This is a genomic window from Tardiphaga sp. 285_C5_N1_2, assembly GCF_052076065.1.
Classification (GTDB): Bacteria; Pseudomonadota; Alphaproteobacteria; order Rhizobiales; family Xanthobacteraceae; genus Tardiphaga; species Tardiphaga robiniae.
Window position 1 is genome coordinate 2,651,094 of sequence record NZ_CP197241.1, and the last position, 26,719, is coordinate 2,677,812.

22 protein-coding genes are annotated in these 26,719 nt (G+C 61.3%); 14 read left to right on the forward strand and 8 right to left on the reverse strand.

Annotated elements, in window-relative coordinates:
- Positions 1-158: 158 nt before the first annotated feature.
- Positions 159-719, reverse strand: a complete 561-nt coding sequence (locus AB7951_RS12620) for a hypothetical protein (RefSeq protein ID WP_439061656.1) — start codon at positions 717-719, stop codon at positions 159-161.
- Between AB7951_RS12620 and AB7951_RS12625 the strand changes: the two genes are divergently transcribed.
- Positions 675-3,908, forward strand: coding sequence for a YhdP family protein (locus tag AB7951_RS12625; RefSeq protein WP_439061655.1), 3,234 nt, complete (start codon positions 675-677; stop codon positions 3,906-3,908). The two genes, AB7951_RS12620 and AB7951_RS12625, sit on opposite strands and share 45 nt — an antisense overlap.
- 45 nt (positions 3,909-3,953) lie before the next feature.
- Here AB7951_RS12625 and AB7951_RS12630 read toward each other — a convergent pair whose 3' ends face one another.
- Positions 3,954-4,697 (reverse strand): IclR family transcriptional regulator, encoded by a 744-nt coding sequence (locus tag AB7951_RS12630; RefSeq protein WP_120289400.1) that lies wholly within the window; start codon positions 4,695-4,697, stop codon positions 3,954-3,956.
- Positions 4,698-4,935: 238 nt separating this feature from the next.
- Here AB7951_RS12630 and AB7951_RS12635 point away from each other — a divergent pair, with 238 nt between their 5' ends.
- Both AB7951_RS12635 and AB7951_RS12640 read left to right on the forward strand, forming a co-directional pair.
- Complete coding sequence (locus tag AB7951_RS12635; protein ID WP_120289402.1) at positions 4,936-6,159, forward strand: ABC transporter substrate-binding protein; 1,224 nt, start codon at positions 4,936-4,938, stop codon at positions 6,157-6,159.
- Between the two features lie 103 nt (positions 6,160-6,262).
- Positions 6,263-7,033: an SDR family NAD(P)-dependent oxidoreductase gene (locus AB7951_RS12640; RefSeq protein ID WP_120289404.1), complete on the forward strand. Its 771-nt coding sequence runs from the start codon at positions 6,263-6,265 to the stop codon at positions 7,031-7,033.
- Positions 7,034-7,108: 75 nt separating this feature from the next.
- Here AB7951_RS12640 and AB7951_RS12645 read toward each other — a convergent pair whose 3' ends face one another.
- From AB7951_RS12645 to tyrS, 4 genes are all read right to left on the reverse strand, one after another.
- Positions 7,109-8,803, reverse strand: coding sequence for a methyl-accepting chemotaxis protein (locus AB7951_RS12645; protein ID WP_120289406.1), 1,695 nt, complete (start codon positions 8,801-8,803; stop codon positions 7,109-7,111).
- A 176-nt stretch (positions 8,804-8,979) separates the two neighbouring features.
- Positions 8,980-10,674: a methyl-accepting chemotaxis protein gene (locus AB7951_RS12650; protein WP_120290292.1), complete on the reverse strand. Its 1,695-nt coding sequence runs from the start codon at positions 10,672-10,674 to the stop codon at positions 8,980-8,982.
- A gap of 110 nt (positions 10,675-10,784) precedes the next feature.
- The gene (locus AB7951_RS12655) at positions 10,785-12,002 is read right to left on the reverse strand and encodes an MFS transporter (RefSeq protein ID WP_120290294.1); all 1,218 of its coding nucleotides are present in this window, start codon (positions 12,000-12,002) and stop codon (positions 10,785-10,787) included.
- A gap of 84 nt (positions 12,003-12,086) precedes the next feature.
- Entirely contained in the window at positions 12,087-13,337 is a 1,251-nt protein-coding gene (gene tyrS / locus AB7951_RS12660; protein WP_120289408.1) for a tyrosine--tRNA ligase, read from the reverse strand.
- A gap of 156 nt (positions 13,338-13,493) precedes the next feature.
- On the opposite strand from tyrS, the gene AB7951_RS12665 reads away from it, so the two are divergent.
- Together AB7951_RS12665 and AB7951_RS12670 are read left to right on the forward strand one after the other, a co-directional pair.
- Positions 13,494-14,603, forward strand: a complete 1,110-nt coding sequence (locus AB7951_RS12665; RefSeq protein WP_120289410.1) for an anhydro-N-acetylmuramic acid kinase — start codon at positions 13,494-13,496, stop codon at positions 14,601-14,603.
- 317 nt (positions 14,604-14,920) lie between these two features.
- Positions 14,921-16,444: a porin gene (locus AB7951_RS12670; RefSeq protein ID WP_120289412.1), complete on the forward strand. Its 1,524-nt coding sequence runs from the start codon at positions 14,921-14,923 to the stop codon at positions 16,442-16,444.
- A 104-nt stretch (positions 16,445-16,548) separates the two neighbouring features.
- Here AB7951_RS12670 and AB7951_RS12675 read toward each other — a convergent pair whose 3' ends face one another.
- A complete protein-coding gene (locus AB7951_RS12675) occupies positions 16,549-17,196 on the reverse strand; it encodes an alpha/beta hydrolase (RefSeq protein ID WP_068736626.1) in 648 nt (215 codons plus the stop codon).
- A 276-nt stretch (positions 17,197-17,472) separates the two neighbouring features.
- Here AB7951_RS12675 and AB7951_RS12680 point away from each other — a divergent pair, with 276 nt between their 5' ends.
- The 9 genes from AB7951_RS12680 (at position 17,473) to AB7951_RS12720 (ending at position 25,463) form a co-directional block, all read left to right on the forward strand.
- Positions 17,473-18,681, forward strand: a complete 1,209-nt coding sequence (locus tag AB7951_RS12680) for a cysteine desulfurase family protein (protein WP_120289414.1) — start codon at positions 17,473-17,475, stop codon at positions 18,679-18,681.
- 108 nt (positions 18,682-18,789) lie between these two features.
- Entirely contained in the window at positions 18,790-20,271 is a 1,482-nt protein-coding gene (gene sufB, locus AB7951_RS12685; protein WP_093758420.1) for a Fe-S cluster assembly protein SufB, read from the forward strand.
- Positions 20,272-20,276: 5 nt separating this feature from the next.
- Positions 20,277-20,588, forward strand: a complete 312-nt coding sequence (locus tag AB7951_RS12690) for a hypothetical protein (RefSeq protein WP_120289416.1) — start codon at positions 20,277-20,279, stop codon at positions 20,586-20,588.
- Positions 20,572-21,330: a Fe-S cluster assembly ATPase SufC gene (gene sufC / locus AB7951_RS12695; protein WP_089264143.1), complete on the forward strand. Its 759-nt coding sequence runs from the start codon at positions 20,572-20,574 to the stop codon at positions 21,328-21,330. Before AB7951_RS12690 ends, sufC begins: the two co-directional genes overlap by 17 nt.
- 11 nt (positions 21,331-21,341) lie before the next feature.
- Positions 21,342-22,661: a Fe-S cluster assembly protein SufD gene (gene sufD / locus AB7951_RS12700; protein WP_120289418.1), complete on the forward strand. Its 1,320-nt coding sequence runs from the start codon at positions 21,342-21,344 to the stop codon at positions 22,659-22,661.
- Complete coding sequence (locus AB7951_RS12705; protein ID WP_120289420.1) at positions 22,658-23,905, forward strand: cysteine desulfurase; 1,248 nt, start codon at positions 22,658-22,660, stop codon at positions 23,903-23,905. Before sufD ends, AB7951_RS12705 begins: the two co-directional genes overlap by 4 nt.
- Complete coding sequence (locus AB7951_RS12710) at positions 23,902-24,303, forward strand: SUF system Fe-S cluster assembly protein (RefSeq protein WP_170849663.1); 402 nt, start codon at positions 23,902-23,904, stop codon at positions 24,301-24,303. The genes AB7951_RS12705 and AB7951_RS12710 overlap by 4 nt, the downstream gene beginning before the upstream one ends.
- A gap of 78 nt (positions 24,304-24,381) precedes the next feature.
- On the forward strand, positions 24,382-24,792 hold the full coding sequence (locus AB7951_RS12715) for a HesB/IscA family protein (protein ID WP_120289422.1): 411 nt from the start codon (positions 24,382-24,384) through the stop codon (positions 24,790-24,792).
- A 203-nt stretch (positions 24,793-24,995) separates the two neighbouring features.
- A complete protein-coding gene (locus AB7951_RS12720) occupies positions 24,996-25,463 on the forward strand; it encodes a TfoX/Sxy family protein (protein ID WP_120289424.1) in 468 nt (155 codons plus the stop codon).
- A gap of 138 nt (positions 25,464-25,601) precedes the next feature.
- On the opposite strand, the gene AB7951_RS12725 is transcribed toward AB7951_RS12720, so the two are convergent.
- Positions 25,602-26,669 (reverse strand): diguanylate cyclase, encoded by a 1,068-nt coding sequence (locus AB7951_RS12725; protein ID WP_120289426.1) that lies wholly within the window; start codon positions 26,667-26,669, stop codon positions 25,602-25,604.
- Positions 26,670-26,719 lie beyond the last annotated feature (50 nt).

Sequence of the window (26,719 nt, forward strand, 5' to 3'; positions counted from 1 at the left end):
TGACATTGCAAAGCACCAGCGATCGGGTGGCGGCACGTTGCAGTGCAAATGCGCTGGCCCAAATATGCTGGTCTCGGAGTATGGTTACAAAGGATTCGACGCAACACACGTTCCGTGCGCCATAGGGGCGCCGCAACGACCGCACGACGAGTTATAATTCAAACCGAGGATTGGCAGCGATGCCGGCAGAAAAGCGCTCGTCGGTTGTCGATGCGCGAAGGGCCGGTGACGATCATTCTCATAGTCAGCGCCAGCACCGAGAGGCAATGGCCAGAAATAAGCCGCCACAAGCGTATCGATCGCGCGCCGATGACGAGTCCTTGCAATGGGATGATGCCGATTGGGATCATCAGCATGACGAGGCCGGGCATCACCGTGCACGCCGCTTGTTGTCCAAGAAAGATAGTGGCTGGCACCGTTTCGGCGATCGGCTGGTTGCGGTTCGCGATTGGCTGTCCGGCGGTCGATGGGTCAAGCGGATCGCGGCTGTTCTCGGCATCCTTCTGATTGTTTTTGGCGTTTGCTTTGGCGCCTTGTGGGTCCGGCTGGGCGCAGGCCCGATCAATTTCGACATGGCCACACCGTGGCTGGTCGAGGCGATCCAGGACAATATCGGGCAGGGTAATACGGTCGAAGTTGGTGGCACGCAGATCGAACGCGCCGGGCGGGTCCGGATGGCTGTGCGTATCCGCGACATCGTCGTCCGCGACCGTGATCACGCCGTCGTGGCCAGTGCTCCGAAGGCCGAAGTCCGACTCTCCGCTGCTGCCATGATGATGGGCCGCTTGCGCGCCGAAAGCCTCAACCTGGTCGATGTCGTGCTGGCTGTGCGCATTACGCCGGATGGGCAGGTGACCGTGTCGACCGGCGAGAATGCTCGCCCGATTGCGACGGGTGTCGCATCGCCCCGCACACCAGGGTCGTGGCTCGGTCCGGGCCGACAACCGGAACTCACTTTCCCGCGGCAGCCGCAGCCGCCGGTGGTCCAGATTCCGCAGCCCCCTGCTGACAAGCGCGAGGCATCCACCGGCTTGCTTGCGGGTCTCGATTGGCTCGACAGCCTGACCCTGTCGGGCCTCGACGGACAGAACCTCAACGAGATCGGCCTGAAGAACGGCAAGCTGGTGGTTGATGACCAGCAGCGCGGCAATACGTGGGACTTCAACAATATCAGCCTGACCCTGCGCCGACCGAGCGGCGGCGGCGTCATGATGACAGTGGGCGAAGGCGGCAAGGCCCCATGGACACTCGGCGTCACAGTCGGTGCGCCAGCCAATGGCGTGCGTGCGGTCAGTCTGCGGGCCGACAAGGTCTCGACCCGGAATATCCTGCTTGCACTGCGCATGAAGGATCTGACTTACAGCGCCGATCTGCCGCTGACCGGTGAGTTGAGGGGCGAAATCGGGCGCGACGGCCTCCCGACCTATTTCCGCGGCAAGCTCACTGCAGGCGCCGGCAACATCGTCGATAACGACACGCCGGATTATCCGATGCCGATCGATCAGGCGGAGCTGAGCGTCGAGTGGGATGCCGGCCGCCGTGTGCTGCTTGCGCCGTTCAAGTTCGTGTCCGGTGAGAACCGCGTCACTTCGCTTGCCCATGTCGAGCCACCCAACGGCGCGACCGACTCGTGGCAGGCAGGGATCAGCGGCGGCACCATCGTATTGGGTGGAGGTCCGGGTGAAGCGCCGCTGATCTTCAACAGCATCGACATCGGCTTGCGTTTCGATTCCGACAACCGCCGGGTTTTGCTGACGCGGGCGAATATCAGCAACGGCGAGATCGGGGTCGCCGGCACAGGCAGCATTGACTACGCCGGCGAGCCGCGCATGACCCTCGGCTTTGCGGGAACGCCGATGTCTGCCTCGGCGCTCAAGCGCATGTGGCCGATCCTGATCGTGCCTGAAGTACGCGAATGGGTCACCGAACGCATCGAGGGCGGGCAGCTTCAGAGCATCGAGATCGGGGTCAATTCGCCGACCAAGAACCTGACACGGCGTGGGCCGCCAATCCCCGATGAGGGGCTGTCGGTGAAGATCCTCGCCAATGGCGTGGCGCTACGTCCGGTGGATGGCATGCCGGTGATCCGCGACGGCGATCTGCGCGCGCGCGTCACAGGACGGACCGCGACCGTGACCATCGGTCAGGCGAACTCCGAGACCGCGGGCGGACGGAAGCTCAATCTCAGCGATATCGTGTTCGAAGTTCCGGATATGGCGCCGAAGCCATCGCCAGCTCGCGTGCGTTTCAAACTGGAGGGACCGGTGGCGGCCGTGGCCGATGTCCTCAACTCCAACCGTCTGAGCGAAGTCACCGGCAACATGCTCGACCCGGCGACCACCAAGGGCAATGTGACCGCGCAGGTCGCCATGGGCATGCCTATCCAGCACGAACTGACCAAGGCCGATACGACCTACAACATCACCGCGGATCTGACGGCATTTTCCGCGGACAAGCTGGTGATGAACCAGAAGCTCGAAGCCAATTCGCTGAAGGTCACAGCGAATAATCAGGGTTATCAGGTCAAGGGTGACGTCAAGATCAACGGGCAGGCGGCATCGCTCGACTATCGCAAGCCAACCGATGGCGATGCCGATGTGCGTCTCAACGCGACGCTTGACGATGCAAGCCGCGCGCGGCTCGGTGTGGACCTCGGACCGGCGGTGGTCGGCAATCTCCCGATCAAGGTTGTCGGCAAGATTGGCTCCGGGGACCGTGACAGCAAGCTCGGGGTCGACGCCGATCTGACGCCGTTGAAGCTCGACAATATCCTGCCGGGCTGGATGAAGCTGCCCGGCAAGAGCGCTCGCGCTGTCTTTAACGTCGTGAAGAAGGGCGACACAACCCGTCTGGAAGATATTGTCGTCGATGGCGGTGGGGCTTCGATCAAGGGCTCCGTCGAAGTCGATCAGAACGGTGACCTCGTCGGTGTGAACTTCCCGACTTATTCGCCGTCCGAAGGCGACAAGACGTCGTTGAAGGCAGACCGTGGTCCGGATGGCGTATTAAAAGTCACGATGCGTGGCGACGTGTTCGACGGCCGCGGCTTCCTGAAATCGGCGATTTCAGGCAAGGATGGGGATCCCAAGAGCAAAACCAAATCGGTCGACTTCGATATTGACGTGAAGCTCGGCGCCGTTGCCGGTTACTACGGCGAGGCGGTTCGCAGCGTCGATGCCAAGATTTCGCGGCGCAACGGCACGATCCAGAAATTCTCCCTGAGCGGAAAGCTCGGACGCGACACACCGCTGACGGGCGACATGCGCGGGCGCTCCCAGGGGGCCGGCCGTGACGTCATCTATATCGAGACCAACGATGCCGGCGCCTTCCTGCGCGCGACCGACACCTATTCCAAGATGTCGGGGGGCCAGCTCGCATTGGCAATGGATCCGCCCTCATCGGACACCCGGGCCAAGGAAGGACTGATCAATATCCGCGACTTCAACGTCAAGGGTGAGGCGCAGCTGGCCAGTGTTGCCGGAGGCGGGCAGAACGCGGCGCAGAGCAGCGTCGCGTTCTCGCGGTTGCGTGCCGAGTTCACGCGGCAGAACGGCCAGCTCACCATTCGGGATGGCGTCGTCAAAGGCCCGACCGTCGGCGCGACCATCGAAGGCAGCATCGATTACCCGCTCAACCAGGTTCGGATGAGCGGCACCTTTGTGCCGATGTATGGACTGAACAACATGTTCGGCCAGATTCCGATTGTCGGACTGTTTCTCGGCGGCGGCAGCAATGAAGGCCTGATCGGCGTCACTTACGAAGTCGTCGGTACGCCCGGTGCGCCGGTGCTGCGCGTCAATCCGATCTCGGCCATGGCACCGGGCGTGTTCCGCAAGATCTTCGAATTCGGCACCGGCAAGCAGAACAATTCGGTCGAATTCCCGAACCAGAACAACAACAGCAACTAACGACGTCTGTGGCTCAAGCGCAGCGCTCGCCGCATTGTGCGGGGCTTAGCTTGACGCGAGTTCGGATGCGAATCTCTGTATCAGCTTCTGGATGATGGCTGCCGTTTCGGGACGCCGTGTCAGGCAGCGCGACGTCGGACCGGCAACCACGAGCGACAACCGGCGATGTTGCACCGGCAAGGGCACGGCGACGCCCGCGAGGTCGGCGATATATTCCGATGAACTTTGCTGATAACCGCGCTCGGCCGCCTCTCTGAGTTCGGCCTCGATCGCCTCTGCCGTTGTCGGTGTCGTGTGGGAGAAGGCTTCGAACTTGATCTTGCGATAGATCGCCTTGCGTTCCTCGGGCGAATGCTGCTCGAGAATGGCGCGGCCCACCGAACTTGCATGGACCGGAACGCGGTCGCCTATCTGCGCGAAGTAGCGCACCGAATGCGTGGACTCGACGACATCCAGGAAGATTGCTGACGTTCCGGCGAGGGCGGCGACGCCGGTCGTTTCGCCGGTCTGGTCGGCGATTTCGGTCACCAGCGCATGGGCCGCGTCCGGGAGCGGCTCGGCATCTGCGACAGCGCGGGCAAGCATTAACCAGCGGGGGCTGGGATAGTAGCCGTTGCGCGCACGGGGCTCATAGAGCCAGCCCTTGTCGGCGATGGTGCCGACGAGATTGAACGTACTGGAGCGCGGCCAGCCGAGGTCATCCGAAATTTCGGCCAGCGTCGCGGGGCGTTTGCGCCGGGCGAAATATTCCATCAGTTCCAGGACGTTGGCAGCTTGTCTGACCAGCATTGGAATTCTCATTCTTCCTTGTTGGCACGTCACGCGTCGCGACACGCTTGCGATTCTGCGCGCTCTGTTTGGCCCCTGTATCGCTGAAACGTCCTTGAAGCCATCCAGATCGGCGGCGGTGGTCTTGACTTACAATTCACGTATAGGTCTTATAAATTCATAAACAAGAATTATTCACGTGATTGCCGGGCTGGCGCCTTGCCAGGGTGAATCACGGAATTTGTCAGGGGAGGAATAGATGACCATTCGCAATACTGTTGCCGTGTCAGCCGTGGCGCTGTCGCTCGGATTGCTGTCCGCGCAGATGGCGTCGGCACAGACGCCGGTGAAGCTTGGCGTTCTCGCCGATATGTCCGGCATCTTCTCGGATATCGGCGGCATGGGCTCGTTCGATGCCACCAAGATGGCTGTCGAGGACTTCAACAAGCTCTCGGGCGCGGACAAGTTCAAAGTCGAAGTGATCCAGGGCGATCCGCAGAACAAGCCGGACATCGCGCGTAACATTGCTCGCAAGTGGTACGAGACCGAAGGGGTCGATGTTCTCGTGGACATTCCGACCAGCGCTACGTCGCTGGCCGTCGCGCCGCTGACGGCCGAGCTCAACAAGGTCGCACTGTTCACGGCGTCGGGCACCTCGGACCTGACCGGCAAGGCTTGCACCCCGAACTCGGTGCACTGGACCTACGATACCTGGGCGCTGGCGCACGGCACCGCCGATGCAATGACCAAGGCCGGCGGCAAAAGCTGGTTCTTCCTGACTGTCGACTTCGCGCTGGGCGCTTCGCTAGAGCGTGATGCTACAGCCGTCATCAATGCCAATGGAGGCAAGGTGCTCGGCAGCATCAAGCACCCGACCGATTCGAACGATTTCGCGTCCTATCTGCTGCAGGCGCAGGCCTCCAAGGCCGAGGTCATCGCACTGGCGAATGCCGGCGGCGATACCATCAAGGCGATCAAACAGGCCTCGGAGTTCGGCATCGTGCAGGCAGGCCAGAAGCTCGCCGGCATGCTGATGTTCATTTCGGATATCCATTCGCTCGGTCTCAACACGGCGCAGGGCCTGCAGCTCACTGAGGGCTTTTATTGGGATCTAAACGAGCAGACTCGCACCTTTGGCGAGCGCTTCGCCAAGCGCAACAACGGCCGTTATCCCAGTATGAACCAGGCCGGCGCTTATTCGGCGTCGCTCACCTATCTGAAGGCGGTCGCCAAGGTAGGCTCGCCGAAGGATGGCGCGGCGGTCGTCAAGGCGATCCGCGAGATGGGCACGTTCGACGATCCGCTGTTCGGCAAGACCACGCTACGTGAGGATGGCCGCGTGCTGCACGACATGTATCTGCTGCAGGTCAAGCAGCCCGCTGAGTCGAAGATGCCGTACGATTATTACAATGTTCTGGCGACGATCCCGGCCGATACCGCATTCCGTCCGCTCAAGGACGGCGGCTGCCCGCTGATCAAGTAACGGCGCAACAACGAACGACGAGAACGCGTAGATGTCGGTGACCCCGCACTGCGCGTTTTTCATTGTCTGAACTGCAATTTTAAAACACCACAAGGACAACAGAATGCGTCTCGCCAATAAACTCGCCGCCGTCACCGCTGCTGCATCGGGCATGGGACGCGCCGGCGTCGAACTGTTCCTCAAGGAAGGCGCCAAGGTCGCCGCCATTGACGTAAATGCGGACGCGCTCGCGCAGCTCAAATCCGACATGAAGAAGCTGGGTTATGAGCTCACCACCATCCAGGCCGATCTGTCGAAAACCGAACAGATGAAGAGTTCAATCAACGATGCGGCTGCCGCGCTTGGCGGTATCGATATCCTCTGGGCTCATGCCGGCACGCCGGGTCCGGCCGGCGTCGAGAATCTCGACCTCACGGCCTATGAATTTGCGATGGCGCTCAACGTCACCTCGGCGACGCTGGCGGCCGGCGAAGTGATCAAGCACATGCGCAAGCGTGGCGGCGGCTCGGTGATCTTCACCTCGTCGGTGTCGGGCATTGTCGGCTCCATGATGAGCCCGATCTATTCGGCTGCTAAGTTCGCTGTGGTCGGCCTCACCAAGTCGCTGGCACAGGCATTCGCTTCCGATCAAGTCCGCGTCAACGTGATCTGCCCGGGTCTTGCGGATACGCCGATGAAGCTCGGTTTCACCGGCCGCTCGGGCGTCGCAGCGGAAGCTGCGGCCAACGAGGCCAAGCTTTTGGCGGCGGTGCCCATGGGCCGTCTCTGCAAGGCCGAGGATGTGGCCCATGCCGCGCTGTGGCTCGGTTCGGACGATGCCTCCTTTATCACGGGCGTTGCGCTGCCGGTGGACGGCGGCTTCACCGCGCGTTGATCGGCAGTTACTCCTAAAATAGCGAAGGGCGCAGTCATTGCTGACCGCGCCCTTCGTGCTTGAGGGATATCTGCGTCAGGCGGCGCGAACGCCGGCGAGGAAGGTTTTGACTTCGCCGGACAGTTGCTCGGCCTGTTTCGACAGGCCGGTTGCCGCACTCAGCACCATGCCCGCAGCGTTGCCGGTCTCGTGCGCTGCCGAGCTGACACCGCCGATATTGGTGGTGACGTTCTGGGTCGCCTGCGCTGTCTGCGTCACGTTGCGAGCAATTTCGGCAGTCGCCGCGCCTTGCTCCTCAATGGCCGAGCCGATCGTCGTGGCGATGGCGCTGACTTCCTCGATGGTGGCCGTGATGCCCTGGATGGCATCGACGGCTTCCTTGGTCGCGCTCTGGATTTGCGCGATGCGCGTGCTGATCTCCTTGGTGGCATCGGCGGTCTGCCCGGCGAGGCTCTTCACTTCGGTGGCGACCACCGCGAAGCCGCGGCCGGCATCGCCAGCGCGCGCAGCTTCGATGGTGGCGTTCAGAGCGAGGAGGTTGGTCTGGGCAGCGATGGTTTGGATCAGCTCGACGACATGTTCGATCTGCTGTGCGCCATCCGCCAGCGCCCGCACGATGGTATCGGTGCGGCGTGCACTATCCACCGCGTGCGACGTGATCTTGGCGGACTGGGCCATCTGACGTGCGATCTCGGTGATCGACGAGGATAGCTCCTCGGCGGCAGATGCGACCGTCTGCACGCGCGTGCTGGCTTCGGTCGCAGCCGAGCTGACCATCGTGGCCTGCTGGTTGGTCCGATCGGCCGTGCCCGTCATGGATTGCGCGGTGGCTTCGAGCTCGGTCGAACCCGACGCCATCAGTCCGACCAGCTGGCCGACGGATGCGTCGAAGCGATTGGCGAGAGCGATCAGCGCATCGCGCTTTTCGGCTTCGCTGAGGCTTTTCATTTTGGTCTGCTCGGCCTCGAGGGAGCGCGCCGTCAGCGATGTCTGGCGCAGCATCTCCAGCGTTTCCGCCATGCGGCCGATTTCGTCGCGGCGATCAGTCTCCTCAACCTTGGCGTCGAGCGCGCCATTGGCGATGTCATGCATGCGTGACTGCAACCGGCGCAGTGCGCCCAGAATGTCGCTGGAAATCAGCCAGGACAGCAGCGCCATAAGTGCGAGCACGCCGGCACCAATAGAGCCGAGCCGCATCAGCAGGGCGTTCATGTCGGCATCGAGGTCGTCCACATAGACGCCAATGCTAATGACGACGTTCCACGGCGCGAATTTACGGGCGAACACGACTTTCGGTCGGGGCTCATCCTGTCCAGGACGTGGATACAGATAGGTCGCGGTCGCACCTTCAGGCTTGCTGTTGGCGGCGGCGATGACGGCGGAGGCGATCAGGACGCCATTGGAATCCTTGCCGTTGGTGATGGTGCCTTCGAGCTTCGGCAGCGTGCCGTGGACCATCACGGTGGAGTCGGCGCGATAGGCGAGCACGTAGCCCTGTCCCTTGTCGAACAACATGCGCCGGCTGCGCAGGCGAAGCTGATCTTCGGCTTCGGGCAACTTCATTTTGCCCGCTTCAACTTCGTCCTGGAGCGATTGCGCGAGGCCAGTGACAAGATCGACGGCGGTGCGGAGCTGCAAAATCCGATCCTCCATCATCCGCTTCTGACTAAGCGAAGCGGCGACCGCGATGACGGCGCAGACCGCAATGGCAGAGACCGCGACCATGCTGACGAGCTTGGTGCGGATCGTGAAGTTACTGAGCAGACTCATCTGGACCTCGGCGTGAGAGTGGCCAGACAATGATACCGTCAATCTGCTTACCAATAGTAAATCACGGGTTGCAATGCATCCCTTTCAGCATGTGCCGCTTCGTCAGGTCCTGAAATGAAAAAGGCGCAGTCATTGCTGACTGCGCCTTTCATTCAATGGGGTTTAGTTCGTCATGCTTAGGCAGCCCGCACGCCGGCGAGGAACGTCGTGACTTCGCCAGACAATTGCTCGGCCTGCTTCGATAGGCCGGAAGCGGCGTTGAGCACCATGCCGGCAGCGTCGCCGGTCTCATGCGCGGCAGCGCTGACGCCGCCAATATTGGTAGTGACGTCCTGCGTAGCCTGCGCCGTCTGCGTCACGTTGCGGGCGATCTCCGCGGTCGCGGCACCTTGCTCCTCAATGGCGGAGCCGATCGTGGTGGCGATGGCGCTGACTTCCTCGATGGTGGCGGTGATGCCCTGGATCGCGTCGACAGCTTCCTTGGTCGCACTCTGGATCTGCGCGATGCGGGTGCTGATTTCCTTGGTCGCGTCGGCGGTCTGACCGGCAAGGCTCTTCACTTCGGTCGCCACGACGGCGAAGCCGCGGCCTGCATCACCGGCGCGGGCGGCTTCGATCGTGGCATTTAGCGCCAGCAAGTTGGTCTGGCCGGCAATCGTCGAGATCAGTTCTACGACATGCTCGATCTGCTGCGCGCCGTCAGCGAGGGCGCGAACGATGGTGTCGGTGCGGCGGGCGCTATCGACGGCGTGGGTGGTGATCTTGGCCGACTGCGCCATCTGACGCGCGATCTCGGCGATAGACGATGACAGTTCCTCGGCGGCGGCGGCGACCGTCTGCACGCGGGTGCTGGCTTGCAAGGCGGCAGTGTTGACGATGCCGGCCTGGTCATTGGTGCGGGCGGCGGTGCCGCTCATCGACTGCGCGGTGGCTTCGAGCTCGGTCGAACCGGATGCCATCAGGCCGACCAACTGGCCGACCGAAGAGTCGAAACGATCGGCGAGGGCAATCAGCGCATCGCGCTTCTCGGCTTCACTCATCTGTTTCAACTTGGCCTGCTCGGCTTCGAGGGAGCGGGCGGTTAGCGAGGTCTGGCGCAGCATTTCCAGCGTTTCGGCCATGCGGCCGATTTCGTCGCCGCGGTCGGTTTCGCCGACATTCTCATCGAGCGCGCCATTGGCAATCGCGTGCATACGTGCCTGCAGCCGGCGGAGTGCGCTCAGGATGTCGCTGGCCATCAGAAAGGACAGCAGTGCCATAACAGCGAGGACGCCGGCGCCGAGCGAGCCGAGGCGGACGAGGAGAGCATTCACGTCGGCGTCGAGGTCGTCGATATAAAGGCCGGTGCTGAAGGTGATATCCCATGGGGCATAGTAACGAGCAAAGACCATTTTGGCGGTCGGCTCAGTCTGGCCGGGACGCGGATAGAGATAGTAAGTGCTGCCGCCATTGGCGGTCTGGCGTGCGGCGTCGATGATTGCTCTGGAAATCAGGATGCCATTGGAATCCTTGGCGCCCGTGTTCTTGTCTTCCAACTTCGGATTACCGGCATTTACCAACAGGACGCCGTCGGGCCTGTAGGCCACGAGATAGCCCTGCTTGTTGCCGAAGGTCATGTTGCGGGCGAGCTGGCGATAGCGCATCTGGGCGTCAGCCAAGGTGATCTTTCCGGCCGCAATTTCTTCCTGCATGCTGTCGGCCATGCCGACCATCAGATCGACCGCAGTGTGGAGCTGTTCCATCCGATCCTGCTGCATGCGCTTCTGGCTCAGCGAAGCAGCCACCGCAATGATGGCGCAGATAGACGCAGCAGAGACCAGCACCATGCTGGTGAGCTTGGTGCGGATGGTGAAACGGCTAAGCAAACTCATGTCGACCTCTGATCGGAGCATTACTGGCAAAAAGATACCAGCGAGTCGCTTACCAATCGTGAAAGCTGACAAACTCAATGAGTTCGCTGTGCGAACGCGCGTGTAGCGATTTAGCGGCGCAAGGCAGGGACGACGAGAAACGGGATCATGCCGATCACGACGCTGATCAAGGCAAAGGCGAGCAGCGCGTTATAGCTCTGGGTCCAGTCATGCAGCAGGCCGCCGGTCCATGAGCCAAGTGCCGCTCCGAGCCCGCTGCCGAAGGTGATCGTCCCATAAATGGTGCCCATCCGTTTGCCGCGAAAGATCTTCATGGCGGTCGCTGACAGCAGCGGGCCGCGCGATCCGATCATGCTGCCGAAGCAGACGACGAAGCCGGTGAGCAGCGCGTAGTTCGGATACCATTGCAGCAGCCACAGCATCACGATGCCGAGGATCGACATTGAATAACTGAACAGGATCGACGGCCGTCGACCGATCACGCCGTCGAGCCAGCTGACGCCGATCATGCCGAACAGCAGCACTATGCCGCTGAAACCCCAAGCCGTCGCTGCTTGCAGAGGCGGGAAGCCGACATCGACGAGATAGGCGACCACTTGCGGCGTGATTGCAAACATGCCGATGGCAGTGAAGAAGAATGTGCCGAATAGCGCCCAGAATGCGTGATGGCGCATGGCGCCGACCAGTGTCCATCCTTCGTCGATGATGTCGTCGTGCTTCTCCGATTTATCGAGATGCGGCGACCCCGCGCTGATCTTACGCCAAGGTAGCAGTATGGTGGGTACCAGCAGGGCCAGCGCGATCATGCCGAAGGTGCGGTAGGCGCCACGCCACTCGATGTGATCGATCAGAAGCTGTGCAAGCGGCAGCATCACCAGGACGCCTGCGCCGGTGGCGGAATAGAAAACCGACATTGCTAGCGGCAGTCGCTTGCCGAACCAGCGTCCCAGCAGCAGCGCATTCGGGACGTTGCCGATGCAGGCGACGGCAAAGCCGAAACAGGCACCGAGGGCGAGCTGAAACTGCCACAGGTGCTGGGCATAGGCGGCGGCCAGCAACGAAAGTCCAAGGACCGAAAGGCCGACGACGAATACCGTGCGCGGCCCCGAGCGATCGAACAGCCGGCCGATCAATGGAGATGACAGGCCGACGCACAGCGCCGTCAACGAATAGATCGAAACGACTTCGCTACGGTCCCAGCCGAATGATTGTGAAATCGGCAGCAGGAAGACCGAGAAACTCTCCTGCAGTCCCCGGCCGAACAGCGCAAAGGTGAAGCTGAGGCCGAGGACCGATAGTCCGATGCGTTGCGACGACTTCAAATCCATCTGGCTCTTCTTCACGGCGTTTGCGACAGCTGCGCCATGGAGCGCGTTTCACCGTGCATGAACAAGTGCGCTGGATGAATGTGGCTATGCAGGCTTGAGCAGGATGTGCCGCTTCTTCCCGAGCGAGAGCTTGATGACGCCTTCCGTCAGCAGCGCGGGAGTCAGCATCATCTTTTCGTCGGTGACCGCAACATCGTTGACGCGCAAGCCACCGCCCTTGATCTGCCGCCGCGCTTCGCCGTTCGACGCGACGAAACCGGCATTGACGAAGGCCGCGAGGACACCGATGCCTGCTTCAAGTTCAGCTTGCGGAATATTGACGGTCGGCAAGCTGTCGGCGAGCGCGCCTTCCTCGAAGGTCTTGCGTGCCGTCTCCGCAGCGGCATTTGCTGCATCGCGACCGTGCACCACGGCCGTCGCTTCGGTGGCGAGAATCTTCTTCGCCTCGTTGATCTCCGAACCGCTCAAGGCGGCGAGCTTGGCGATTTCGTCGAGAGGCAGGCGTGTGAAGACCTTGAGGAAACGGCCGACGTCTGCATCTTCGGTGTTGCGGAAGTACTGCCAGAAGTCGTAGGGGCTGAAGAGGTCACCGTTGAGCCAGACGGCGCCGGAGGCCGACTTGCCCATCTTCTCGCCAGATGACTTGGTGAGCAGCGGCGTTGTCAGCGCGTAGAGCTGCGGGCCGCCCATGCGGTGGCTGAGATCGACGCCATTGATGATGTTGCCCCACTGGTCGGAGCCGCCCATCTGCAGCAGCGTGCCGTAGCGGCGGTTGAGCTCGACGAAGTCGTAGCCCTGCATGATCATGTAGTTGAATTCGAGGAAGGACAGCGACTGGTCGCGGTCGAGGCGCAGCTTCACGCTGTCGAAGGACAACATACGATTGACCGAGAAGTGGCGGCCGACGTCGCGCAGGAATTCGACATAGTTCAGCTTCAGCAGCCAGTCCGCATTGTTGACCATCAGTGCGTCGGTCGGGCCGTCGCCATAGGTCAGCATCTTGCCGAAGATTTTCTTGATGCCTTCGATGTTCTCCGCGATCTTCTCGACCGTCAGCAGTTGCCGCTGGTCGTCCCGGAACGACGGGTCGCCGACCATCGAGGTACCGCCGCCCATCAGCGTGATCGGGCGGTGGCCGGTCTGCTGAAACCAGTACAACATGGTCACCGAGATCAGATTGCCGATATGCAGACTGGTCGCCGTGGCGTCATAGCCCACATAAGCCGTGACCGGTCCTTTGCAGCAGGCGGCGTCCAGCGCCTCGGCATCCGAGACCTGATGGATCAGGCCGCGGCTCTGGAGGACGTTGAGAAAATCGGACTTGTAGCTGGTCATCGGTTTACGGCTCGGTTCGGATAATTTTACGCTGTCTCAATGGAGTGGCGGCAAGGTGGGGGCGTGCTGGCTGCCCCAAAGTGCCTGTGGCATTATAAGATTGGACGCTTCGACACAAGTTTTGACCGGAAATGAGGGCTTTGCCGTGTGCCTGATATGCTGACCGCGATCGGACTAATGAGCGGAACCTCGCTGGACGGGGTCGATGTCGCCCTGATCGAGACCGATGGCGAACGGGTCGGGTCGTTCGGTCCGTCGGGGTATCGGCCATATAGCGAGGCTGAGCGTGCCGTGTTGCGCCAGGCGCTGGCTGAGGCCGTGCAACTGAGCCGGCGCGATATTAGGCCGGGCAGTCTGGCCGAGGCGGAGCGGGTGGTGACATCGGCCCATGCCGAGGCCGTCGAGGCGTTTCTGACTGATCATGGCATCGCACGAGACAGCATCGACATTGTCGGCTTTCACGGCCAGACCGTGCTGCATCGTCCCGCCGATCGACTTACCGTGCAGATTGGCGACGGGGCGAGCCTTGCCGGGATGGTCGGCCTGCCGGTAATCCACGACCTGCGAGCGGCTGATGTGGCTGCGGGCGGGCAGGGAGCGCCGCTGGTGCCGGTCTATCACCGTGCGTTGGCGCAGGGACTGCATCGTGACGGGCCCATTGCCGTGGTCAATATCGGCGGCGTGTCCAATGTGACTTACATTGATGGCGACATCGCGTTGATTGCCTGCGACACCGGTCCGGGCAATGCACTGCTCGATGATTTCGTGTTGCGTGCAACGGGGCAGCCGTTCGATGCGGATGGCGCATTGGCGGCGCAGGGCCGCGTCGATGATGCGTGGGTCGCAAAGGGGTTGCAGAATCCGTTCTTTGCGGCAGCGCCGCCGAAGTCGCTTGATCGCAATCACTTCGTTGCATTGCAACTGAGCGATACGAGTCCGGCTGATGGTGCAGCGACACTGACGGCGTTCACCGCGGCGACCATCGCCAGCATTGCGCCGCTGTTACCGAAGCCGCCGCGCAGCTGGATCATCGCCGGCGGCGGCGCACGCAATCCGACGATGCTGCGCATGCTGCGGGAGCGATTGCCGGCCGCTAGCGTCGAGAGTGCGAATGACCTGGGCTGGTCGGCCGATGCGATGGAAGCGCAGGCCTTCGCGTTCCTGGCGGCGCGCTCGCTTGCGGGCTTGCCGTTGAGCTATCCGGCAACGACTGGTGTGCCGGAGCCGATGACGGGCGGTGTGAGAGCGGACTACCTCGCGAGCTAGTGCGAAGTTCGCCATAGCTAAGGCGATTCGACTCACTCAACGAATCAGGTTGATCGCGAATAACGGCGTCGATGCCTGTGGTAGTCGGCAAGCTGCCGCGGACACGAATGCGTGAGGGCATAACCAAATCTCGTGATGAATTTGGTACGGAAATGCCGCGGTTTGCCTAATATGTTGCCGAAAGCACACAGCCGGAAAATGATGCTGCGACAATCGACCGCGCGCATTGTTTCGCAACATGATCTTCCACAACTCTGCCTCATGAATGGCACGCCCGGGGCAATCGCGCGTGCCGATACGATCGGTCTGGAGGCAACATGACCACGATGAAGCAAATGATACTTGGTTCCGCTGCAGCGTTGCTGGCAGCGAGCACTGCTCAGGCGGCGGACCTTCCGGTGAAGGCCAAGGCTGTCGAATATGTGAAGATCTGCTCGATCTACGGTGCCGGCTTCTACTACATCCCGGGCACAGACACCTGCATCAAGATCGGCGGCGCGATCCGCCTCGATACGACTTTTAACGGTGGCCCGTACGACGCGCCGTTCTGGCAGGGCGGCGCCGGCGGCAACAATCTCTGGACCAAGGATAACTTCCTCACACGCGAACGTATCAACATTACGACCGATACGCGCACGGCGTCCGAATACGGCGTGGTGCGTACCTATGCGAACATGCAGCTCGACTTCACGCAGAACCGCGACAGCATCGCCGGCGGCTTCACAGAAGTGGATTTCGCATTCATCCAGTTCGCCGGCTTCACCTTCGGTAAGGCTGTGTCGAATTTCGATCCGCAATGGGCGCTGACCAAGCCTTGGATCTCATCGGGCTTCCTTGCGGGTTCGAGCAATACGACCGGCATTCCCCAAATCGCTTACACAGCTGAATTCGGCAACGGCTTCTCGGGCACCATCGCGCTCGAGAATGCGTCGCCCTATCGCAATGCTGGCCTCTACAATACTGCGACCTTCATTGTCGCGCCGGGCGCGGGGTCGTTCACCGGTGCCTTCTACGGCACCAATTCAAACACGTTCTTCGGCAACGCTACGGGCGGCAATCATATTCCCGATGTCGTCGGCAACCTTCGGCTCGATCAGAAGTGGGGCTCGCTGCATTTCGCTGCGGCCATGCACACGTCGACGGCCGGTTTCTACGGGGCAAATGAATCCTTCGGGCATCCTGACGATGTCTACGGCTTTGCCGTCAGCGGCGCGGTGGAATTCAAGGTCCTGCCGACCGGTGCAAACGACAGCCTGAAGATCGAAGCGTCTTATGCCAAGGGCGCCGCGCGTTACGCCTTCACCGGCGGCTCGCTCGAAACCTCCGGCGGCGGTCGTTTTGCCAAATTCGATGGCAACACGGTTGGCTTCGGCTACGTGCTCGATGGTGTGTATTCGCCGGGAAGCTCGATCCAGCAGAGTGATGCCTGGGAAGTCAGTGCCTTCTATGAGCACTACTGGAACACGGCATGGCGCACCTCGGTTTTCGGCAACTACAGCCATATCTCCTATGGCGATGCCGGCAACGCGATGCTCGCCGCGGCATTCAGCCCGGCCGGCGGTCGCCTGGGAACGAGCAGTTCGTCCAACCCGGGCTCTACGGCTGGCAGCATTACTGGCACGACCAACAATTTTGATTTCGGAATTGCCCAGGTCGGTACACGTACTGCATGGACCCCCGTCAAGAACCTGACCCTGTCGGCTGAATTCACCTATAGCCGCCTCGATCAGAATCTCGACGGCACCTATACCGGCACGGCAACTGGCAAGCCCAATCAGGCCTACCAGATCAAGGATCAGAATCTTTACAACGGCTCGGTCCAGATCCTGCGCTCGTTCTGATCCCGATCAGGCCTAAAACTGAAACTGAAAAGCCCTCGGCCGATCTGGCCGAGGGCTTTTTGTTAGGTTGACATGAAGCGGCCGGCGTGAGGCCGATCGACGCCTCAGCGCACGTTGGCGAGGCGCATGTCGAGATAGCCGGTGACCGATTCCATCAGCGGCTCGAGCTTGTTATCGAAGAAGTGATTAGCACCCGGAATGATGTGCTGATCGATCACGATGCCCTTTTGGGTCTTCAGCTTCTCGACCAGCGTGTTGACGTCCTTCGGCGGCACGACCGCATCCTTCTCGCCGTGCACGATCAGGCCCGACGACGGGCAGGGTGCGAGGAACGAGAAATCATAGAGATTGGCCGGCGGCGCGATCGAGATGAAGCCTTCGACCTCAGGGCGGCGCATCAGGAGTTGCATGCCGATCCAGGCGCCAAACGAGAAACCGGCAACCCAGCATGCGCGCGCTTCGGGATTGATGGTCTGTGCCCAGTCGAGCGCGGCTGCCGCGTCCGACAATTCGCCGGTGCCGTGGTCGAACGAGCCCTGGCTGCGACCGACACCGCGGAAGTTGAAGCGCAGCACGGAGAAACCGCGATGCACGAAGGCGTAATAGCACTGGTAGACGATCTGGTGGTTCATCGTGCCCGCGAATTGCGGATGCGGATGCAGCACCATGGCGATCGGCGCGTTCTTCTGCTTGGCCGGATGATAGCGGCCTTCAATACGGCCTGCGGGACCGGTAAAAATAACTTCGGGCATAGTGATCCTTAGGTCCCGTTCTTGGCGTGATCAGCCGGTTTCGCGCAGGGCTCGGCGAGAATGGCTCGGAGGGGACCCTGCGAGGAAAGGGCGATCGGGCACCGCCAGGTTGATGGTGGGCGGCACCGGGTGAAGTTGAGGCCGCGTTCTACCATGAGCGCAGGGGCGAAAAGCAAGCATATTGAACGTGTCGGGGGCCGTGACATGCGTTGCCGCGGGCGCATTTGGTGAGCAATTGAGCTAAGAGAGACGGCGCGCGGCACCGGACGACGTCCGATGCGGCTATCGAGGCTTCAAGTCCTTCAAGGTAAAACAGAATTGGGCAGAGACCGGGTCTATCTCGACTGGAATGCGACGACACCGCTGCGCCCGGAAGCGCGGGCGGCGATGGTGGCCGCATGGGATTTGGCTGGTAATCCGTCATCGGTCCATGCCGAGGGCCGTCAGGCCCGCCGGATCGTCGAGGACGCCCGTGCGGCGGTCGCAGGCGCCTTGGGCGCAGATTCGCGAAACGTCATATTCACCTCAGGCGGAACCGAAGCCAATGTGCTGGCGCTGACGCCCGGGCTGGTGCGCAATCCAGGCGCGGCCGTGCGGCGGCTGATCGTCTCCGCGGTAGAGCACGCCTCGGTGCTGGCGGGAGGCCGCTTCGCCGCGGGAGACCTCCAGGTGCTGGGCGTGGACCAGGATGGCGTCGTGAAACCGGATGAGTTGCAGGCGCTCCTGGCGGGTGGGGAGCCGGCGCTGGTTTCCGTGATGTTGGCCAATAATGAAACCGGCACCCTTCAACCGATTCCTGAGCTTGCGGCCATCGTGCATGACGCCGGCGGCTTGCTGCATGTCGACGCTGTGCAAGCGGTTGGAAAGATACCGATAGATATCAATTTATTGCAGGCTGATCTTCTATCAATTTCTGCGCATAAGATCGGTGGCCCAAAGGGCATTGGCGCGCTGGTCATGGCCAATAGCGTCGCCGGGCTCAATGCGCTGCTCAGCGGCGGCGGGCAGGAACTGGGGCGTCGGGCGGGAACCGAGAATGTGCCCGGAATCGCCGGCTTCGGCGCCGCCGTGACGGCCGCTATCGCGTCGCTTGATGACATGAAACGGGTCGAAAAACTGCGTCAGCGGCTTGAGGCGGGCTTGCGGCAATCCAGCAATGGACTTGTGTTCGCCCAGGATGTGCCGCGTCTGCCCAATACGGTCTTGTTCGGCGCCCCCGGATTGCGCGCCGAGACCGCCGTGATTGGATTTGATCTCGAAGGTATTGCGGTATCGTCCGGTTCCGCCTGTTCATCTGGTAAGGTGCAGCCGTCCCACGTGCTGGAAGCCATGGGTTTCGGGCCGGAGCTGACCCGGGGTGCTGTGCGTCTCAGTCTGGGCTGGTCGACCACCGAAGCGGACGTCGATCGGTGCCTGGAGGCTTGGCGAAAGCTCTCGGGTACACTACTTAAACATAGCGACGAAACACAGCTTGAACGGTTCTAAGAGGGGTGATTTCCCCGCGGGAACATCGTAAAGAACCCCGACAAGCTTTGAGTTTCACGTTTCTGGATTGATCCACCGCGGTCCTTGAAACCGCGAGCGGAGGATAAAATGGCTGCCGTACAAGAGACCGTTGATCGGGTTCGCCAGATCGACGTCGATCAATATCGTTATGGATTCGAGACCATCATCGAATCCGAGAAGGCCCCGAAGGGCCTTTCCGAAGACACCGTTCGTTACATCTCCGCCAAGAAGAACGAGCCGGCATGGATGCTGGAATGGCGTCTTGAGGCGTATCGCCGCTGGCTGACCATGGAAGAGCCGAAGTGGGCGCGGGTCGAGTATCCGAAGATCGACTTCCAGGATCTCTATTACTATTCGGCGCCGAAGCCGAAGAAGACCATTGGCTCGATCGACGAGATCGATCCTGAAATTCTTGAGACCTACAAGAAGCTCGGCATTCCGCTCCGCGAGATCGAGGCGCTGGAAGGCGTCGTGCGTCCGGAAGGTGAGCGCAGGATCGCCGTCGACGCCGTGTTCGACTCGGTATCGGTCGCGACCACGTTTCAGAAAGAACTGAAGCAGGCTGGCGTGATCTTCATGCCGATCTCGGAAGCCATCCGCGAACATCCCGACCTGGTGAAGCAGTATCTCGGCACGGTCGTGCCGACCTCCGATAACTTCTATGCCACGCTGAACTCCGCGGTGTTTTCCGACGGCTCGTTCGTCTATGTGCCGCCGGGCGTGCGTTGCCCGATGGAGCTGTCGACCTATTTCCGCATCAATGAGCGCAACACCGGCCAGTTCGAACGAACGCTGATCATTGCCGATAAGGGCGCCTATGTCAGCTATCTCGAAGGCTGCACGGCGCCGCAGCGCGACGAGAACCAGCTCCATGCGGCTGTGGTCGAGCTCGTCACCCATGACGATGCCGAGATCAAGTATTCGACGGTCCAGAACTGGTACCCCGGCAATTCCGAAGGCAAGGGCGGCATCTACAATTTCGTCACCAAGCGTGGTGACTGCCGCGGCGACCGCTCGAAGATTTCCTGGACCCAGGTCGAGACCGGATCCGCCATCACCTGGAAATATCCGAGCTGCATCCTGCGCGGCGACAATTCGCGCGGCGAGTTCTATTCGATCGCGATTTCGAACGGCTATCAGCAGGTCGATAGCGGCACCAAGATGATCCACCTCGGAAAGAACACGACGAGCCGGATCATCTCGAAGGGTATCGCTGCCGGCAAGTCGCAGAACACCTATCGCGGCCTCGTCACCGCACATCGCAAGGCGACGAACGCGCGTAACTTCACGGCCTGTGACTCACTCCTGATCGGCGATCAGTGCGGTGCGCATACCGTGCCGTATATCGAGGCGAAGAACGCCTCGACGCTGTTCGAGCACGAAGCAACGACGTCGAAGATCTCCGAAGACGTGCTGTTCTATTGCGTCCAGCGTGGCCTGTCGCAGGAAGAAGCCGTCGGCCTCGTGGTCAACGGTTTCGTGAAGGACGTGTTGCAGCAACTGCCGATGGAATTCGCGGTGGAAGCTCAGAAGCTGATTTCGATCAGTCTCGAAGGCAGCGTGGGATAGTGAGAATGCTGAAGATCCTCGGAGGTGCCGTGGGTCTTCTGTTTGCGATCACGCTGTTTCTCGCATTCGCAGGCGCGATCGTTGCGTTATTCGGCGGCATGGCCGGATTTGAAAATGCCAGGGTAGCTGGAGGGGCGGTCAGCGGGATTGGAGCACTTGGTTTCTTTGCTCTGCTTCTGTCGCCTCTCGGAGAACTTCTCGGTCTGCTGGGCACGTCGACGCCTACCGGATCGTCTCAATTGAACGTCAATGCATCGGCGCCACCGAATCCAGGCAAGCCGGGCAAGAAGGAAGTTACTGATGACCGCATTGCTTGAAGTGAAAGACCTGCAGGTTCGTGTCGAGGATCGCGAGATTCTCCATGGGCTGACGATGACCGTGAATGGCGGTGAAGTGCATGCCATCATGGGACCGAACGGTTCGGGTAAATCGACGCTCAGCCACGTCATCGCCGGCAAGCCCGGTTATGAGGTGACCGGCGGCGAAATCCTGTTCAAGGGCGAAGACCTGCTGGAAATGGAGCCCGACGAGCGCGCCGCCAAGGGCGTGTTCCTGGCGTTCCAGTATCCCGTGGAAATTCCCGGCGTCACCACGATGAACTTCCTGCGCACTGCGGTGAACGCGCAGCGCAAGGCGCGCGGCGAATCCGAATATCTGGTGCCGGACTTCCTCAGGAAGGTCCGCGAGGTCGCTGCTTCGCTGAACATCCCAATGGATATGCTGAAGCGCGGCGTCAATGTCGGCTTCTCCGGCGGAGAGAAGAAGCGCAACGAAGTGCTGCAGATGGCGCTGTTCCAGCCGAGCCTGTGCATCCTCGACGAAATGGACTCCGGTCTCGACATCGACGCGTTGCGCGTCGCTGCCGACGGCGTCAATGCGCTGCGCAGCCCGGATCGCGCCATGGTGGTGATCACCCATTACCAGCGCCTGCTGAACTACATCGTGCCGGATCATGTGCACGTGATGTCGAAGGGCCGCGTCGTGAAGAGTGGCGGCAAGGAACTGGCGCTGGAACTCGAAGAGTCCGGTTACGCGCAGTATGAAGACGCGGCGGCCTGAGTGAGACAATCATGAATGTAGCTCTCGCAAAGACAACGACGGGCGCGGTGCTGGACGGCACATTCGCCGCTGCGCGCGGCCGGCTGCCGGGCGTCGGCACGGTGGCGGAAACGCGCCAGCAGGCGTTCGACGATTTCGCGCGTACCGGTCTGCCGACCCGGCGCATCGAAGAATGGAAATATACCGACCTGCGCAACCTGTTGCGTGACGTGGCGCCGCTGGCACCCGCGCCGGATCAGGCCGCGCTGGCCCAGGCCGCGAAGCTCGTCGAAACGCTTGGTACGGGTGATACGCAGAAGCTGGTCATCGTCGATGGCGTCTTCGCGGCAGGTCTCTCCGATCTGACGTCGGGCGGCGGCGTGACCGTGCATGCGCTCAGCGCCATGCTCGATGACGCGACCAGTGCGACGCGTGCCGACCTGCTGCGCTCGCGCATTGTCGATCCGATGATCGCGCTGAATGCCGCCTTTGCGACCGATGGCATGCTGATCGATATCGCGGACGATGCCGTTCCGGCCCGGCCGCTGCATATCGTGCATGTCGCGACACGCCCGAGCGTGGCCGCATTCACGCGGTCGCTGGTGCGTATCGGCAATCGCGCGCGCGTGACGCTGGTCGAAAGCTTCGTCGCGACAGAATCCGCGAAGGCGTATCAGGCCCATGATGCCGTCGTGATCTGGATCGGCGACGATTCCGATCTGCAGCATGTGCGCGTGATGGAAGACGCCGGCGATGCAGCGAATATCGCAACGGCCATCGTCACAGTCGGTGCGCGCACCAAGTTCAACACCTTCAGCCTGACCACTGGCGGTGGCGTCAGCCGCTATCAGAGCTTCATCACGCTGGCTGGCGTGGATTCGGAGCTGTCGACCAACAGCGTTCATCTGCTGCGCGACAAGCAGCATGGCGACTGTACCTTTGTGATCGAGCATGCGGCGCCGAATTGCCTCAGCCGTGAGCTGTTCCGCGCCGTGCTTGATGATCGCGCGCATTCGGTGTTCCAGGGTCGCATCAACGTCCATCAAATCGCGCAGAAGACCGACGGCAAGATGATGTCCCGGGCGCTGCTGCTGTCCGACGAGGCCGAGATCGACAACAAGCCCGAGCTCGAGATATTCGCTGACGACGTACAGTGCGGCCACGGCGCGACCATTGGCGCGCTGGATGACAGCCTGCTGTTCTATCTGCGGGCTCGCGGCCTGCCGGAGAAGGCGGCACAGGCGCTGCTGATCCAGGCATTCGTTGGCGAAGCGCTGGAGTCGATCGTGAATGACGATCTGCGCGACGTTGCGATATCGGCTGCGGAGCGCTGGCTGGAGACGCGCGCATGACATTGCATCCCGCGGTCTCGAACGGGTCATATGACGTCGCTCGCGTCCGCGAGGATTTTCCGGCGCTCGAGATGAAGGTCTATGGCAAGCCGCTGGTGTATCTCGACAACGCGGCATCGGCGCAGAAGCCGTATGCCGTGCTCGACCGCATGACCGAGGCCTACAAGTCCGAATATGCCAATGTGCATCGCGGACTGCATTACCTCGCCAATGCCGCGACCGAGGCCTATGAGGGCGCGCGCATCAAGGTGCAGCACTTCCTCAATGCCAAGCGCCCCGAGGAAATCATCTTTACCCGCAATGCCACCGATGCGCTCAATGCTGTCGCGGCATCGTGGGGCGGCGACAACATCAAGCCAGGCGATGAGATCGTGCTCTCGATCATGGAGCACCATTCCAACATTGTGCCGTGGCACTTCCTGCGCGAGCGCCAGGGCGCCGTCATCAAGTGGGCACCAGTCGATGACGAAGGCAACTTCCTGATCGATGAGTTCGAGAAGCTGCTGACCGATCGTACCAAGATCGTCGCCATCACCCAGATGTCCAATGCGCTGGGTACGCTGGTTCCGGTCAAGGACGTTGTGAAGCTCGCGCATGCGCGCGGCATTCCGGTCGTGGTCGATGGCAGCCAGGCTGCCGTGCACATGCCGATCGACGTGCAGGATATCGACGCCGATTTTTACATCTTCACCGGCCACAAGCTGTACGGACCGACCGGCATCGGCGTGCTGTATGGCAAATATGACCGCCTGGTCGCGATGCGGCCCTATGCCGGTGGCGGCGAGATGATCCGCGAAGTGGCGAAGGAGTGGGTCACCTATGGTGATCCGCCGCACAAGTTCGAGGCCGGCACGCCGGCCATCGTCGAGGCCATCGGCCTCGGCGCTGCCATAGATTACGTCAATTCGATCGGCAAGGAGCGAATTGCCGCCCATGAGCACGACCTCCTGGTCTATGCACAGGACCGGCTGCGCGAGATCAATTCGCTGCGTATCATCGGCACTGCCAAGAACAAGGGCCCGGTGATTTCGTTCGAACTGAAGGGCGCGCACGCCCATGACGTGGCGACCGTGATCGACCGACAGGGCGTCGCTGTCCGCGCGGGGACCCACTGCGTGATGCCGCTTCTGGAGCGATTCAATGTGACGGCCACGTGCCGTGCATCATTCGGAATGTATAATACCCGCGAGGAGGTCGACCACCTCGCACAGGCGCTGATCAAGGCACGGGAGTTGTTTGCATGAGTGACATTGCAGAAGCCAAAACGCCGGACGCCACCCCCGAGGCTGAGAAGCCCGCTCACATGCAGACCACCTCGGCGCTCGATCCCGCCGAAACCGAACGCCTGGGCACCGAGATCGTCGCTGCACTGAAGACCGTGTTCGACCCGGAAATCCCCGCGGATATCTACGAGCTCGGCCTGATTTACAAGGTGGACATCAAGGACGATCGCTCCGTCCAGGTCGAGATGACGCTTACGACGCCGAATTGTCCGGCGGCCGAAGAGCTTCCGACCATGGTGGAGAACGCCGTGGCCAGCGTGCCCGGCGTCGGTCTGGTCAAGGTCGAGATCGTCTGGGAGCCGACCTGGACGCCGGACCGGATGACCGACGAGGCCCGTCTCGTTCTGAATATGTGGTGAGTTGCGTCCGGTTTGCTGAATACGCCCAAGTCGCTTGAATTCCTATGGCGGCCTTGAACCGCCGAAGGGACTGAACACATGACTGAGATGACACCGAACCCAACCATACCGGCTGCCAAGCCGAAGCCGCGACCCCGTCCGCAGGTGATGCGCCTGACGGATGCTGCCGCAACGCGGATCCGGGAGCTGACGGAGCGTGCGGATTCCGAGATCGTCGGCCTGCGCGTCGGCATCAAGAACGGTGGCTGCGCCGGCCAGTCCTACACCGTCGAATATGCCCACGACATCAAGCCGACCGACGAAATCGTCGAGGACAAGGGCGTCAAGATCCTGGTCGATCCTAAGGCCGTGTTGTTCCTGCTCGGCACCGAGATGGACTACAAGACCGACCGCATGCAGGCCCAGTTCGTGTTCAACAACCCGAACCAGATCTCGGCCTGTGGCTGCGGCGAGTCCGTGCAACTGACGCCGGCGAAGATCGACGGCTGAGAGTTGTCTTTTCGAAATTAAAACTCTGTCATGCCCGGGCAAAGCGCGAAACGCGGCTTCGCTAGATGTCCCGGGCATCCATTTTTCTGGGCTTCGGTGAAAGCGAGGGAGACTGGATGGCCGGGTCAAGCCCGGCCATGACGTAGGGAGACGACGCGGACGTACCGCTTCCGCAATCGCGCGTCGCATCCTACACTTCCCCGATGGACCGCGAATTTCTCAGTGAACTTTTCGCCGGCTTTGGCCCGGTAACGATCCGCCGGATGTTTTCCGGCTTTGGCATTTCCGCCGATGGCATCAACTTCGCGCTGGTGCTGCGCGGCGCGGTCTATCTGCGTGCCGATGAAATCTCGATCCCGCGTTTCGAGAGTGAGGGCTCGCAGTGTTTTCAGTATGAGATGCGCGGCAAGCTGCGGATGATCGGATCCTATTGGCAGCTGCCGGAACGGCTCTATGACGATCCCGATGAAGTCACCGAATGGGCGAGGGTCGCGCATGCCGCAGCGATCCGTGCATCGCTGGCAAAAGCAAGCAAGAAGCGGGCAACGAAGAAAGCGAAGGTCGTGAAGAAGACCGCGGCGAAAAAGAAGGCCACCAAGAAGGCTGCAGTTAAGACGGTCGCCAGCAAGAAAGCCAGTAAAGCCGCAAAGAAGCGTAAATCCTCATCCTGAGGAGCCGTGCGCTTGCGCGGCGTCTCCTTGCGAATGGTGAAGCCATTCGCTGGGGATAGCTACAGGAGCTGGCGCGCGAGCTCATGGTTCGAGACGCGCGAAGACGCGCTCCTCACCATGAGGACGGAGTGTGGGGCGTCACGCTACCTGAAACTGCAGCTCCGCCGAATACTCCGGATCGACTTCGCAGATCACGCGGTTGCGGCCGCTGCGCTTCGCGGCATAGAGACAGGCGTCGGCACGGCCGATGATCGATTCCATATCGTCGCCGATCTGCAGCATCGAGACGCCGACGGAAATCGTGACGCGTCCCAGGATCTCGCCAGTCGATTTTTTCTTCAGCTCCTTTGACATCACGGCGCGGCGGATGTGATCGGCAACGGTGAGCGCCTGACGCAACGGCGTGTTCGGTAGCACCACGGCGAATTCCTCGCCGCCATAGCGCGCGGTGATATCCTGGCCCTTGATGGTCTGCTTTAATGACTGGCCGACAAGACGCAGCACCTGGTCGCCGGTGAGATGGCCATAATTGTCGTTGAAGGACTTAAAGTGATCGATGTCGAGCATCAGGAGCGACAACGGTTCGCCGCGCTTCACCGCGGTATCGATTGCCGCCATCAGCGCACGGTCGAAATATTTGCGGTTACCGAGTGCGGTGAGGGGATCGGTCAGGCTCTCGGCGCGGATCGCCTCGAGGCTCTGTTGCAGCGTGTAGACCTCGCTCTTCGAGGACAGTAGCCGCTCTTCCAGCGCCTTGTTCGTGTCGTGCACTTCACGGGTAGATTTGACGAGACTCTCGATCACGGCTTTCACCGCAGCAGAATCGTGCGCCCGCGACAAATCCTTGCTGGCACCATCCAGACTGGCATTGAAGTTCGTCGTCATGCCCAGAGCGTCGGTGATGAGCGCCATCACGTCGTCGATCTCGCCGATAACGCGGGCGCCGACCTGATCGATGCGATCGGTGGTTCGAATCTGTGAGAGATAAGTGTCGTGGATCAGGTCGAGGTCGGCTTCGGTCAGGCGGCCGTTGCGGGCCAGCGTCTCATTTATGACCTTGTTGAGCGCCGAATTGTAGCCAGTCGCATAGACGTACCAGATCTCATAGTTGCGCGGAATCGCCGTCTGGCGCAGCGATCGGATTTGGCCCAGCGCGACTTCGGCAAAGGCCAAAGTCCGCTCTTGTTCGTCCAGGATGCCGGTCACGTTCTGTGCCCTCGTGGACAGCGTGTATACGCGGTCCTCTGAAATGCAAA

Coding starts and splice junctions, on each gene's coding strand:
- sufC (WP_089264143.1), top strand. CDS start 20,572: ATGACCGCATTGCTTGAAGTGAAAGACCTGCAGGTTCGTGTCGAGGAT.
- AB7951_RS12675 (WP_068736626.1), bottom strand. CDS start 17,196: ATGCCCGAAGTTATTTTTACCGGTCCCGCAGGCCGTATTGAAGGCCGC.
- AB7951_RS12630 (WP_120289400.1), bottom strand. CDS start 4,697: ATGCTGGTCAGACAAGCTGCCAACGTCCTGGAACTGATGGAATATTTC.
- tyrS (WP_120289408.1), bottom strand. CDS start 13,337: ATGACCAGCTACAAGTCCGATTTTCTCAACGTCCTCCAGAGCCGCGGC.
- AB7951_RS12715 (WP_120289422.1), top strand. CDS start 24,382: ATGACTGAGATGACACCGAACCCAACCATACCGGCTGCCAAGCCGAAG.
- AB7951_RS12650 (WP_120290292.1), bottom strand. CDS start 10,674: ATGAGTTTGCTTAGCCGTTTCACCATCCGCACCAAGCTCACCAGCATG.
- AB7951_RS12710 (WP_170849663.1), top strand. CDS start 23,902: ATGAGTGACATTGCAGAAGCCAAAACGCCGGACGCCACCCCCGAGGCT.
- AB7951_RS12720 (WP_120289424.1), top strand. CDS start 24,996: ATGGACCGCGAATTTCTCAGTGAACTTTTCGCCGGCTTTGGCCCGGTA.
- sufB (WP_093758420.1), top strand. CDS start 18,790: ATGGCTGCCGTACAAGAGACCGTTGATCGGGTTCGCCAGATCGACGTC.
- AB7951_RS12705 (WP_120289420.1), top strand. CDS start 22,658: ATGACATTGCATCCCGCGGTCTCGAACGGGTCATATGACGTCGCTCGC.
- AB7951_RS12690 (WP_120289416.1), top strand. CDS start 20,277: ATGCTGAAGATCCTCGGAGGTGCCGTGGGTCTTCTGTTTGCGATCACG.
- AB7951_RS12635 (WP_120289402.1), top strand. CDS start 4,936: ATGACCATTCGCAATACTGTTGCCGTGTCAGCCGTGGCGCTGTCGCTC.
- sufD (WP_120289418.1), top strand. CDS start 21,342: ATGAATGTAGCTCTCGCAAAGACAACGACGGGCGCGGTGCTGGACGGC.
- AB7951_RS12670 (WP_120289412.1), top strand. CDS start 14,921: ATGACCACGATGAAGCAAATGATACTTGGTTCCGCTGCAGCGTTGCTG.
- AB7951_RS12680 (WP_120289414.1), top strand. CDS start 17,473: ATGCGGCTATCGAGGCTTCAAGTCCTTCAAGGTAAAACAGAATTGGGC.
- AB7951_RS12655 (WP_120290294.1), bottom strand. CDS start 12,002: ATGGATTTGAAGTCGTCGCAACGCATCGGACTATCGGTCCTCGGCCTC.
- AB7951_RS12665 (WP_120289410.1), top strand. CDS start 13,494: ATGCTGACCGCGATCGGACTAATGAGCGGAACCTCGCTGGACGGGGTC.
- AB7951_RS12645 (WP_120289406.1), bottom strand. CDS start 8,803: ATGAGTCTGCTCAGTAACTTCACGATCCGCACCAAGCTCGTCAGCATG.
- AB7951_RS12625 (WP_439061655.1), top strand. CDS start 675: ATGGCTGTGCGTATCCGCGACATCGTCGTCCGCGACCGTGATCACGCC.
- AB7951_RS12640 (WP_120289404.1), top strand. CDS start 6,263: ATGCGTCTCGCCAATAAACTCGCCGCCGTCACCGCTGCTGCATCGGGC.